The sequence below is a fragment of the Lactobacillus sp. B4007 genome, assembly GCF_026535895.1.
GTDB lineage: Bacteria > Bacillota > Bacilli > Lactobacillales > Lactobacillaceae > Lactobacillus > Lactobacillus panisapium.
On the sequence record NZ_JAFNPA010000003.1, the window covers coordinates 161734 to 175132 of the forward strand.

At 36.9% G+C, this 13399-nt stretch carries 7 protein-coding genes; all 7 read left to right on the forward strand.

The genetic code is table 11. From position 1 onward, the window contains the following. The first annotated feature begins 49 nt into the window (after positions 1-49). A complete protein-coding gene (locus tag J3U54_RS06035; RefSeq protein WP_267385444.1) occupies positions 50-1813 on the forward strand; it encodes an oligopeptide ABC transporter substrate-binding protein in 1764 nt (587 codons plus the stop codon). Positions 1814-2013: 200 nt separating this feature from the next. Then, positions 2014-3786 carry an oligopeptide ABC transporter substrate-binding protein gene (locus J3U54_RS06040; protein ID WP_267385445.1) on the forward strand — a complete coding sequence of 591 codons (1773 nt, stop codon included), beginning with the start codon at positions 2014-2016 and terminating at the stop codon, positions 3784-3786. A 152-nt stretch (positions 3787-3938) separates the two neighbouring features. Then, on the forward strand, positions 3939-5708 hold the full coding sequence (locus J3U54_RS06045) for an oligopeptide ABC transporter substrate-binding protein (protein WP_267385447.1): 1770 nt from the start codon (positions 3939-3941) through the stop codon (positions 5706-5708). A gap of 211 nt (positions 5709-5919) precedes the next feature. Further along, positions 5920-7689 carry an oligopeptide ABC transporter substrate-binding protein gene (locus tag J3U54_RS06050; protein ID WP_267385449.1) on the forward strand — a complete coding sequence of 590 codons (1770 nt, stop codon included), beginning with the start codon at positions 5920-5922 and terminating at the stop codon, positions 7687-7689. Positions 7690-7829: 140 nt separating this feature from the next. After that, positions 7830-8516, forward strand: coding sequence for a ribonuclease III (rnc, locus tag J3U54_RS06055; protein WP_103751786.1), 687 nt, complete (start codon positions 7830-7832; stop codon positions 8514-8516). A gap of 12 nt (positions 8517-8528) precedes the next feature. Beyond that, on the forward strand, positions 8529-12092 hold the full coding sequence (gene smc, locus J3U54_RS06060) for a chromosome segregation protein SMC (protein ID WP_267385451.1): 3564 nt from the start codon (positions 8529-8531) through the stop codon (positions 12090-12092). 2 nt (positions 12093-12094) lie between these two features. Further along, a complete protein-coding gene (gene ftsY, locus J3U54_RS06065; protein ID WP_267385452.1) occupies positions 12095-13396 on the forward strand; it encodes a signal recognition particle-docking protein FtsY in 1302 nt (433 codons plus the stop codon). Positions 13397-13399: the final 3 nt, after the last annotated feature.

The window sequence follows — 13399 nt, forward strand, 5'->3', positions numbered from 1 at the left end:
TGTTTCGAACACTATTAAAAATTAATTATTAAGAAGGAGAAACTCGTTTATGAAAAAAGTTAAATTTTTAGGTTCGCTAGGAGTTGTTTCAGCTGCTGCACTTACTTTAGTAGCCTGTGGCAAAGGCAGTAATTCGGCTAATACTGATGATTCTAAAAAAGCAAGTAAGTTCCCAGCCGAAGTAGCAAAAAAGGAAGCTAAACAGGGTGGAACAGTAAAATACGCTATTGAAACAGATTCACCTTTTACGGGAATTTTTGCTAATGAACTATATACTACGAAAACAGATTTCGATGTCGCCTCTCCTGGTAATGAAGCCTTATTTGATGTTGATGATGATTATCGAATCAACGATAAAGGTCCTGCGACCATGAAAATTGATCGTAAAAACAATACAGTCACAATTACGGTTAAAAAGGGTGTTAAGTGGTCTGATGGCAAGCAAGTTGTTGCTAAGGACCTAGAATATCCGTATGAAATCATGGCTAATAAAGCAACTAAATCACAGAGATATACTAGTTCAATTGCTTCAATTAAGGGTATGAAAGAGTATCATGATGGCAAAGCCAAAACAATTTCGGGCTTAGAAATGCCGGATGGTGAAAATGGGCGCACAATAGTTATTCACTATGATGAATTAAAACCAGGAATGTATAATAGTGGTAATGGCTATTTTAGTGAGACTGCCGAGCCATATCACTATTTGAAAAAGGTACGATTCAGTAAGCTAGAGTCATCAGATCAAGTTCGGAAGAAGCCATTGTTCTTTGGCCCATATAAGGTAGATAAAGTGGTTCGTGGTCAGTCAGTAACTTGGTCACCAAACAAATATTATTGGCGTGGCAAGCCGAAATTAGACAAGATTGTTTGTCAAGTAGTTTCAACCAATTCAACTTCGCAGGCAATTAGAAGTCAAAAATTTGACGTTGCAAAAGTAATTAACTCACAATGGAAACAAGTTAAGGATGCGAAAAATACTAATTTCGTAGCCCAAATTCCTTTGTCATATTCATACCTTGGTTTTAAGGTAGGTAAATGGGATGCCAAAAAGGGCAAAAATGTAATGGATTCTAAAGCGAAAATGAACAATAAGGCTTTACGCCAGGCAATTGCTTATGCTATGAATCTTGATGATGTTAATAAAAAATATAATAGCAGCCTCACCTTTAGGATTCCAACTTTAATTCCTGCTCCATTCGGCGATTACTTTGATAAAAATGTTAAAGGATATCCTTATGATCTGAAAAAGGCCAATGAAATTTTAGATAAGGCTGGTTATAAAAAGAAGGGTAAGTGGCGTGTTCAGCCTAACGGTAAGCCACTGAAAATTAAGTTTCTAGCTATGCAGGGAGATGCTACGAAAGAACCTATTTATCAAAATTACATCCAGCAATGGCATAAAATTGGTTTAAATGTAAGTTTATATAATGGGCGCTTAACTGAAATTAATTCATTTTACGATAAACTGCAAAATGATGCTCCTGGAATTGACATGTACATGGCATCATGGAGTTTGTCTTCGGAACCATCTCCAGCAGACTTATATACCGAAGGTGCACCATTTAATATGGCTAGATTTGTTACACCTGAGAATACTAAATTGCTAAAGAATATCGATTCACAAAAAGCATTTGATCATAAATACCGTGTTGAACAATTCCATAAGTGGCAAGAATATATGAACGAACAAGCTTTTGTTGTTCCAACTAATAACTCTTACGAGATTACAGCAGTTAATAGTAAACTGACAGGATATTCGGTTAAACCATCAGACAGTAATCAACAATGGTTTAAAGTTGCATATGTAAAATAACTAACTAAAAAACTCGAATTTATTTCGGGTTTTTTTATGCTGAAAAATTGTCATTAAGCAGAAAAAATGTCATTGGAAATAATACACTTTTGATTACTGAAGATTTTACCAGTCAGTTGAATTTTTATAAGGCTATGCTAATATTTGTTTATTAACTTGCTTTTAGTGAGAACAAAAGTGTAATGAAGGAATGTGATTTAATGAAAAAAGGGAAATTATTAGGTACCATTGGTTTTATTAGTGCTACTGCCTGTGCTTTAACGGCCTGCAGTAATAAGAATGCTAATAATGCAACAGATCAATCAACAAAAGCTAGCAAATTTCCAGCGGCAATGCCCGTTAAAAAAGCTCGGCAAGGTGGTACTGTCAAGTATGCTATTGAAACCAATTCGCCGTTCACAGGAATTTTTGCCAGTGAGTTGGCTTTTTCAAAAACAGATGTTGATTTAGCTTCGCCAGGTAATGAAAGATTATTTGACATTGATGATGATTACCGAATTAATGACAAAGGTCCAGCTACTTTAAAAATTGATCGCCAAAATAAAACCGTCACTATTAAGGTCAAGCAGGGTGTTAAATGGTCAGATGGTAAGCAAGTTACTGCCAAAGACCTAGAATTTGCATATGAAATTCTGGCAAATAAGGAAACAAAATCACAAAGATATACGAGTCAACTAAACTTTATTAAAGGAATGAAAGAGTATCACGAAGGCAAGGCTAAAAGTATTTCTGGTTTAACTATGCCTGACGGAGAAAACGGACGTACGCTAACGATTTTATATACTGAATTAAAGCCGGGCATGTACAATAGTGGCAATGGTTATTTTGCTGAGGGAGCGGAGCCGTATCATTATCTCAAAAAGATTCCCTTCAATAAATTGGAGGCAGCGGACCAAATTAGAAAAGAACCATTGTTTTTTGGCCCATACCGCGTAGAACGTGTGGTTCGTGGTCAATCAGTTACTTGGGTGCCGAATAAGTACTATTGGCGGGGCAAGCCAAAGCTAGACAAAGTCGTCTGTCAAGTTGTTTCGACGAATTCAACGTCACAAGCAATCAAAAGTCAAAAATTTGATGTAGCTGATGTTATTAATGATCAATGGCAACAAGTAAAGGATGCTAAAAATACCACTTTTATTGCTAAAATACCTTTGGCTTACCGTTATATAGGTTTTAGAGTTGGTAAGTGGGATGCCAAAAAGGGCAAGAATGTCATGAATCCCAAGAGTAAGATGAATAATAAAGCACTGCGTCAGGCCATTGCCTATGCTATGAATATTAAGGATGTTAATCGGAAGTATAATAATGGGTTGACCTTCCAGATTCCAACCTTGGTTTTGGCACAATATGGTGATTATTTTGATAAGAACGTAAAAGGCTTTTCATATAATTTAAAGAAAGCAAATGCCATTTTAGACAAAGCGGGCTATAAGCGTAAAGGTAAATGGCGCATTCAACCGAATGGCAAGCCTTTGAAGATTACTTTCTTGGTTCAACAAGGTAATGATACCCAGGAACCGATTTATCAAAATTATTTACAGCAATGGCATAAAATCGGCTTGAACATTAGTTTCTATAATGGTCGCTTAATTGAATTCAATTCCTACGCGGATAAAGTCCAGCATGATGCTCCCGGAATTGATATGTTTACCGGTGGTTGGAGTTTGACCAGTATTTCAAGTGAACCTTCACCAGCTTATTATTATAGTGCTGGTGCTCCGTTTAATTTTGCTCGATTTGTAACGCCCGAAAATACCAAACTGCTCAATGCGATTGATTCCCAAAAGGCCTTTAATCACCAATACCGGGTTGAACAATTTCATAAATGGCAAAAATACATGTTTGATCAGGCTTACGTCATTCCAACAACCAATGAGTATACCATTACGGCGGTTAACAGTAAGCTGACGGGATATTCGGTCAAACCGTCACAATCGAATGATTTGTGGTTCAAAGTAGCTTATGCTAAATAATTAAAATTATGCCCCGAAAATTGGATAATATAGAATGATTAAGACTAAATTAACTAAAACATTGCAATTTTCATTTATAATGATATTATTTAATTATTAACTTGTTTCGAACACTATTAAAAATTAATTATTAAGAAGGAGAAACTCGTTTTATGAAAAAAGGTAAATTTTTAGGTTCGCTGGGAGTTGTTTCAGCTGCTGCTTTAACATTAGTAGCCTGCGGTAAGAGTAGCAATACTAGTAATGAAGGTGCAAAAACTGCAAGCAAGTTTCCAATCGAAACTAAAACTAAGACTGCGAAACAAGGAGGTACACTTAGGGTTGCAGAAGAAACTGATACTCCTTTCACAGGTATCTTTAATGATGAATTACAGATGAGTCAACCCGACGCTGATGTTTCAAGTCCTGGTCAAGAGTCATTATTTGATACAGATGATCACTACAAGATTAATGATAAAGGTCCTGCTACCTTGAAACTTGATCGTAAAGCTAAAACCGCTACGATTACAATTAAAAAGGGCGTAAAATGGTCTGACGGTAAGCAAGTAACGGCCAAAGATATTGAATATGCATATGAAATTATTGCCAATAAGGCAACTAAATCACAACGTTATGCATCTCAATTTAATATAATTAATGGTATGAAAGAATACCACGAAGGTAAAGCCAAGACTATTTCTGGGATTGAAATGCCTGATGGTGAAAACGGTCGCGTTGCAGTATTACACTGCCAGGAATTGAAGCCAGGCATGTATTACAGTGGTAACGGTTATATTTGGGAAAACGCCGCACCATATCATTATTTAAAAGATATTCCATTTTCTAAACTAGAAGCTTCTGATCAAATCAGAAAGAGACCTTTGTATTTTGGTCCCTATAAAGTACAGAAAATTAATCGTGGTCAATCTGTAACCTGGGTTCCAAATAAATATTACTGGCGTGGCAAACCAAAATTAGATAAGATTATTTACCAAGTAATTTCACCAAATTCTGCTTCGCAAGCAATTAAGAGTCATAAGTTTGATATTGCTCGTGTAATCAATAACCAATGGAAACAAGTAAAGGGTACTAGCGACGTTACCTTTGTTGCCCAAGTACCATTAGCATATCATTATATGGGCTTTAAAGTTGGTAAATGGGATGCTAAACAGTCTAAGAACGTCATGAATCCTAAAGCTAAAATGAATAACAAATCGTTACGGCAAGCGATGGCTTATGCAATGAACACTGATGCGGTATACAAGCATTATACTGATGGCTTAAGCTTCCAAGTTCCAACTTTGATTCCTGCACAATTTGGCGATTACTTCGATAAGAATGCCAAAGGTTATACTTATAACATAAAGAAGGCCAACCAACTTTTGGATAAAGCTGGCTATAAGAAGAAGGGTAAGTGGCGCACTACTCCTGATGGTAAACCACTGACAATTAACTTTATGGCAATGTCAGGTCAAGCAATTAACCAACCAATTGCTCAAAACTTTATTCAACAATGGAACAAGATTGGGTTAAACGTTAAGCTAGTAGGTGGACGATTAACTGAATTCAATTCTTTCTATGATAAAGTGCAACATGATGATCCTAAGGTTGATGTATTTTTAGCTGGCTGGACACTTTCAACAGAACCATCTCAAGAGCAAATGTATAGTGAAGGGACAATGTCCAATTACTCACGTTTTGTAACTCCAGAAAATACGAAGCTCATTAAGGATATGGACTCACAAAAGGCCTTTGACCATAAATACCGTGTTGATAAGTTCCACGAATGGCAAAAATACATGAATGATGAAGCTTATGTCATTCCAACTTATAATGAATACCAAATCGATGCTGTTAATAGTAAGATTACTGGCTACTCATTGAAACCATCGAAATTAAACAATGGTCATCAATTATGGTACCAAGTTGCTTTTGCTAAGTAAGATAAAAATAATTTGTTGATCAATTTAAAAGGGTAGAGAAAATATCTCTGCTCTTTTTTGTTTGCAATTCTAGTCGAACTAATAATACAAAATAATTAGACTTAAATTAATAAAAATGTTGTGTTTTTCATTTTTAATGATATTATTTAATTATTAACTTGTTTTGAATACTCAATTAAAAAATAATAATTAATAAGGAGAAACTAGTTTTATGAAAAAAGGTAAATTTCTAGGTTCACTGGGAGTTGTATCCGCAGCAGCTTTAACTTTGGTAGCCTGTGGTAAAGGCAATAATAGCAGCAATGAAGGTGCAAAAACTGCCAGCAAGTTTCCGATTGAGACAGCAAATAAAACCGCAAAACAGGGCGGTACAATTAAAATAGCGCTAGAGTCTGATACACCATTTACTGGCGTTTTTAATGAGGAATTACAAATGGATCAGCCTAGTGCAGACGTTTCTAGTCCTGGTCAAGAATCCCTCTTTGATACTGACGATCATTACAAAATTAATGATAAGGGAGCAGCTACATTAAAATTAGACCGTAAAGCTAAAACTGTTACGATTACAGTGAAAAAGGGTGTTAAGTGGTCTGATGGCAAACAAGTGACAGCCAAGGATGTCGAATTTGCATACGAAATTATTGCTAATAAAGCGACTAAATCTCAACGTTATGCTTCCCAATTTAATATTATTAATGGCATGGAAGAATATCACGAAGGTAAAGCAAAAACCATTTCTGGAATTGAAATGCCAGATGGCGAAAATGGTCGTGTAGTAGTTTTACACTGCAAAGAATTGAAGCCTGGTATGTATAACAGTGGTAATGGCTATATTTGGGAAAGTGCAGCACCATACCACTACTTGAAGAACATTCCATTTTCAAAATTGGAATCCTCAGATCAAGTTAGAAAGAAGCCATTATATTTTGGCCCTTATCAAGTTCAAAAAGTGGTTCGAGGACAATCAGTTACTTGGGTTCCCAACAAATATTACTGGCGGGGTAAACCAAAATTAGACAAAATTATTTATCAAGTAGTCTCACCAAAATCTGCTTCTCAGTCAATTAAGAGTCATAAATTTGATATTGCTCGGGTAGTTAATAGTCAGTGGAAGGAAGTTAAGGATACTAAAGATGTAAACTTTGTTGCTCAAATTCCTTTGGCATATTACTACATGGCATTTAAAGTAGGTAAATGGGATGCTAAGCAATCGAAGAATGTCATGAATCCGAAAGCCAAGATGAACGATAAATCTCTTCGGCAGGCAATGGCGTATGCTATTAATACGGATTCAGTATATAAACACTATACTGATGGCTTGAGTTTTCAGATTCCAACTTTAATTCCTGCACAATATGGTGATTACTTTGACAAGAGTAATAAAGGCTATACCTTTAACCTTAAGAAAGCCAATCAAATTTTAGACAAGGCTGGCTATAAAAAGAAGGGTAAGTGGCGCACAACTCCTGAAGGTAAGGCATTAACAATTAATTTATTGGCTAAGGCAAGTACACCAATTGATGAGCCGATTATTCAAAATTACATTCAGCAATGGGGCAAAGCAGGCCTAAATGTTAAATTAGTCGGTGGCCGCCTGAGCGAATTTAATTCCTTCTATGATAAGGTTCAGCATGATGATCCTAAAGTTGATGTCTTTTTAGGTGGATGGACGTTATCAAGTGAACCATCACAAGAACAACTTTATAGCGAAGGAACAATGCAAAACTACTCTCGGTTTGTTACTCCTGAAAATACCAAACTGTTGAAAGAAATGGATTCGCAAAAAGCCTTTGATCACAAGTATCGTGTCGAAAAATTCCATGAATGGCAAAAGTATATGAATGACGAGGCATATGTTGTACCAACTTATAACCTATATCAAATTGATGCGCTTAATAGCAAGCTGACTGGTTATTCGTTCAAACCTTCAAAGATGAATAACAGTCATCAATTATGGTATCGCGTTGGTTTTGCTAAATAGAAAGCAATTTTTCTGAATAAGCAACAATTAAAATATTTAAAAATTAAGAAAACTATTGCATTAAGTCTGTGTAATAGTTTTCTTTTTCATTTTCGCTTACAAAAACTGGTATAATTTATAAAGAAAAAGGGGTTGAAAAGATGGTCAGTACGAAATTTATTAATCAATTAAAAACAAAATATAAAATTAGATTTAATAGCCCAAAATTATTAGAAGAAGCTTTCACTCACTCTTCATACGCCAACGAACACCCAGGAGATGGCGTGCGTGATTACGAAAAGCTTGAATTCTTAGGCGATGCAGTACTTGAATTGGCTATTTCAGATTATTTATACCGCAACTTTCCTCAGCTAAATGAAGGCGAATTGACTCGCATGAGGTCTAACATTGTTGATACCGAAGGCTTCGCTGAATTCGCTCAAAAATTTGGCTTTCCAGCAGAAATAAATCTAGGTCATGGTGAAGAAAAAGCAGGTGCTCGTTCACGCAAGACACTTTTGGAAGATGTATTTGAAGCTTTCAACGGTGCCCTTTTTCTTGATCAGGGCATGGATGCAGTTGAACACTTTTTGAGTTTGACGGTTTTTCCTTTGATTGATGCGGGTAAATTTGATGCCTCTCGCGATTATAAAACTGATTTGCAAGAATTTTTACAACAAGATGGTCCAGTAAAAATTGAGTACGAAGTGATAAAAGAAGAACAAATGCCGTCACGATTTACCGTTCAACTGGTAGTTAATGGTAAAGTATTATCACAAGGCAAAGGACATAATAAAAAAGCTGCGGAGCAAGAAGCAGCACGTGCAGCTTTGCATAAACTCAATTAGGGGGATGAGTACTTGCCGTTAACAGAACTTATTATTGATGGTTTTAAATCTTTTGCAGAAAAAACCAGAATTAAATTTGATACAGGAATTACCGGCATTGTTGGACCAAATGGTAGTGGTAAAAGTAATATTACGGAAGCTATTCGCTGGGTAATGGGTGAATCTAGTGCAAAATCACTCCGGGGTTCGAATATGAAAGATGTGATTTTTGCTGGAAGTGAATTTCGTAAGCCTGCTAGCCATGCCGAAGTGTCGATGATCTTTGATAATCATAAACGTGAACTTAATTTTGATGAAGATCAAGTCATCATCTCTAGGCGTATCTTACGTTCAGGCGATAATGAATATCTGATTAATAAGCGTAATGTAAGACAAAAAGATATTCGAGCGCTTTTCTTAGATTCAGGGATTTCGCAAGATAGCTTAGCCATCATTTCTCAAGGTCGGGTTGATCAAATCTTGAATTCACACCCTGAAGACCGCCGGGGGTTATTTGAAGAGGCCGCGGGAATTTTACATTTTAAAAAGCAAAAAGAAGAAGCGAGAGTTCAACTTGAGCAAACAACTGATAACTTGGTTCGAATTAATGATTTAGTGAAAGAACTTGAACAGCGAATTGAACCCTTACATGAGCAAAGTTCCCTTGCAAAGGAATACCAATTTCAAAAAGATGGCTTGGATCAAGAGCTGAAAACACTTTTAGCCTTTGAAATTGAGGATTTGGATATTCAAAAAAAGTCCGTTCAAACTAAAGCTGATCAAAATCAAGTTCTTTTGTCAAAGCTTGATCGCGAAGTCAAAGAATCGCAAGCTGCAGTGGCTGCTAAAAGGGATGAATACAAAGAAATTAGCGGGCAGCGTGAGCAAATTCAAGAGGAATTGCTGGCTTTGACAAAGAAACTTTCCGAAATAAATACCAGTTTACAAGTAGCTGAGCAAAGTAAACAGTATAGTGAAGCTACTAAAAAAGAATATGAATCTGAATTAGTTGATTTAAAAAAGCAAGTGGTAACCTTACAAAATGAATGTTCTGAATTAAGCGAAAATAAGCAAAGTTTAGCTGCTGAACAAAAGCTTTTGCAAGACCAACGGACAGAATTAACTAATCAATTAGATGAAAATCCGACTAAGTTATCACAAAAATTAGATGATTTAAGAAGCGATTATATCCAACTTTTGCAAGATCAGACTTCTAATAATAATGAAATTGTTTATTTGAAATCTGAACTAAAACGGACGGCTGAAAATGACGAATATCAAAATGATGATGTTGCTGCTCAATTGCAAAAAGCAACTTTAGAATTAGATAGATTGCGTGAAACTGGCAAACAACTGAAGGAAAAGCATCAAGCAAAAAAAGACCAGGTTAATGCATTAACCAGCCAGCAAGCGGAAAAACAGGAAAAATTAGCTGATTTGCGGCAAGTTGTCAATACCAATAGTCAGCGCTATAGTCAGATAAATGCTCGTTATGAAGCTTTAGAAAACATTCGTAAGCGGCACGAAGGATATTATTATGGGGTTAAAAATGTTCTTAATAATTTAACGAACTATCCTGGCGTGATCGGTGCAATTGGTGAGTTAATCTCCTTTTCAGCTAAATTTGAAGCTGCAATGGCAACTGCACTTGGAGGCGGTGTGCAAGATTTAGTTACTACAACGAAGACAAGTGCCCGTGATGCCATCAATCAACTGAAAAGTAGCCATTCTGGTCGAGCAACGTTCTTACCGCTTGATGGCTTACGAGAAAATTTCATCCCGCCTTCAACAGTTAAAATTATCGAATCTTATGATGGCGTTCAGGGAATTGCTAATCAGTTAGTAGAAAATGCCACAGATTATGATATTACGCCTGCTATCAATTATTTATTAGGCAGTACGATTATTGTCGATACAATTGACAATGCCATGAAAATCCGTCAGAGAATTGCTCGCTACCGAATTGTTACGTTAGATGGTGACGTCATTTCGCCTGGGGGCTCAATGACTGGGGGAACGCGAAACCAGAAAAATAATTCGCCACTGCAAACCGTAACTGAACTTAATCAATTACAAAGAAGCCGGGTTCAATTAAAAAAGCAGTTAACAGAAGATCAAACTGCTTTTACCGCCTTAGCTGCTGAAAGTGATGCTTTAAACCAAAAAATTACTGAAGCTCAAAAAAAGCAGCAGGATTATAGCCGTGAACTTGGTGAGGCAGTTCTTTCCTATCAAAACCAAGAAAAAGAAGTCAACCGCTTAAAGGCAGCTAATCAGTTATTTGAAGTTCGTAAAAAAGAACGCGATGAACAAGTTGTCGAGCTTAAGGAAAAGATTGCAAAAGCCGAGCAGCAAAAGGCTAGCTTTGTTAAGCAAATTGAGCAACAAAAAGCGGCAATTAAAAATATCCAGGATCGAATCGAAAACTTTACCGCTCTAAATCAAAAGGTTCAGGAAAAATTAGCTGAACTTGATCCACAGATTGCAGTTTATACCAATAAATTAGAAAATCTGAGCAAGCAACAGTCAGATAAAAAACGTGATTTAAATCAGCATGAAAAACAAATTACTGCTTTAACTAAAAAGTTAGCGACGCTCAATGAGAGTGGCCAACTTGACCAGCAAAAAAAGCAGCAAATGGACGAAGAGCAAAAAAATGGAGCGGTAAAAAAAGAGCAGTTGCAAACGCAGTTAAGTCAATTAAGTTCCCAATTAGGTAAGGCTGACGCTAAAATTACGCAGCTAGACCAAGTTGCTAGCCGGAACTATGATTTACGTAAAGATGCTGCGGCAGAACAAGAAAGCTTTTCCGTCAAAATTGCACAGTTAACTAGTCAAATCGATCAGCGCTTGGATCAACTAAGTAAAGATTATTCGTTGACATTTGAGGCAGCTTTAGCCCAAGCCGACTGTGAAAATGATGAAGAAACCCGCCAGCGACTGCAAAAAAGTGTCAAATTGCATAAAATGTCAATTGAAGATATTGGTCCGGTAAATATTAAGTCAATTGAAGAATATGAAGACGTTAAGAAGAGATATGATTTTCTAAACAACCAGCAAAATGATTTAATCAAGGGGCGCGATAATTTGCGGGAATCAATGGCAGAACTTGATCAAGAAGTTTCTGCTAGGTTTAACGCCACGTTTAGCGCTGTATCTGAGAGTTTCACGCAATTATTCCCTGTAGTCTTCGGCGGAGGGAATGCGAAACTTGTTTTAACCAATCCAGATGATATGTTAACGACGGGTGTCGAAATTATTGCGCAACCGCCTGGCAAGAAATTGCAGCGACTAAGCCTACTTTCGGGAGGAGAAAGGGCACTGACTGCCATTACATTATTATTTGCTATGCTGAAATACAAACCAGTACCATTTTGCGTATTAGATGAAGTCGAGGCAGCACTTGATGATGCTAATGTAACGCGTTTTGCTAAGTTTTTAGAAGATTACGATATGCATACGCAATTCATTGTAATCACGCACAGGCGGGGCACGATGGAGCGTGCTGACCAATTATATGGCGTTGTGATGCAGGAGTCTGGTGTATCGCAGGTACTTTCCGTTTCATTAAAAGAACTAAAAAATGAGGTAAATTAACATTGGGTTTATTTGATAAAATTAAAAAATCATTGTTTGGTGACAATGAAGAAGAGGAAAAGAATAAAAAATCTGAAGAGGAATCCCAAGACAAAGAGGCTCAAGATGACGATCAGGCAGATAGCGATTCTGAAAAGCTGTCTGAATCTGAGCAAGAAGAGGAAAATAGTCATCTAAAAGAAAGTGATGCTGACAGTCAGTCCGAAATTTCAGCAAAAAGTTCAGCTGCAAATAAGGCAGAAGAGGAAGATGGACAAAAGCCGGTTGCGGTTGAAACTGAAAACCAGTCTCAGGACAACGATACAGCTTCAAGTGACGTAACGGCAAAGTCTGAAGCAGATGAAGCTGAAGAAGAAACTGATCAATCTGATAGCCAAACTGAACTTTATGAAAAAGGGCTAGAAAAGACCAACCAAGGCTTTGGAGCACGTTTAAATAAATTTTTTGCTCAATTTAGAACAGTTGATGAAGATTTCTTTGACGATTTGGAAGAACTGTTAATAGAGTCCGATGTTGGTTACGAGACGGCTGAGCAATTAACAACTGCACTAAGAGACGAAGCCAAATTGCAAAAAGCGAAGTCACGTGATGATTTGAAAAAAGTGATCGTTGAAAAATTAGTTGAACTTTACGATCAAAATGGGGATGCAGCTAATGAAAAATTGCGCTCTCACGATGACGGTAAAACAAATATTTATTTATTTGTCGGTGTAAATGGTGCTGGTAAAACAACAACGATTGGCAAATTGGCTAAACGATTCAAAGATGAAGGAAAATCTGTTTTGTTAGCGGCAGCTGATACCTTTAGGGCTGGAGCAGTTGAACAATTAGTTGAATGGGGCAAACGAGTTGATGTCCCGGTAGTTACTGGAAAAGAGCAGGCCGATCCAGCCTCTGTTGTCTTTGATGCAACAACAAAAGCAATTGCGGAACATGCTGATTACTTGTTGGTTGATACAGCCGGCCGTCTTCAAAACAAAAAGAATCTGATGAGTGAACTCGAAAAAATTGAGCGAACAATCAAAAAGCAGGCGCCGGATGAACCAACCGAAACTTTATTAGTTTTAGATGGATCAACTGGACAAAATGCATTATTGCAGGCCAAGGACTTTGATAAAACGACAAAATTGACTGGCTTGGTGTTAACCAAGTTAGACGGCTCTTCAAAGGGTGGTGTTGTTTTAGCAATTAGAAATGAAATGAAATTACCGGTAAAATTGGTTGGCTTAGGCGAAAAAGCTAGCGATTTAGCCGATTTTGACGCGGCTGATTATGCAGTTGGTCTTTTCCATGATTTGGTTTAAGAT

Excerpts from the sequence above, each read along its gene's own strand:
- J3U54_RS06040 (WP_267385445.1), top strand. The coding sequence starts at position 2,014 with ATGAAAAAAGGGAAATTATTAGGTACCATTGGTTTTATTAGTGCTACT.
- J3U54_RS06045 (WP_267385447.1), top strand. The coding sequence starts at position 3,939 with ATGAAAAAAGGTAAATTTTTAGGTTCGCTGGGAGTTGTTTCAGCTGCT.
- rnc (WP_103751786.1), top strand. The coding sequence starts at position 7,830 with ATGGTCAGTACGAAATTTATTAATCAATTAAAAACAAAATATAAAATT.
- J3U54_RS06035 (WP_267385444.1), top strand. The coding sequence starts at position 50 with ATGAAAAAAGTTAAATTTTTAGGTTCGCTAGGAGTTGTTTCAGCTGCT.
- J3U54_RS06050 (WP_267385449.1), top strand. The coding sequence starts at position 5,920 with ATGAAAAAAGGTAAATTTCTAGGTTCACTGGGAGTTGTATCCGCAGCA.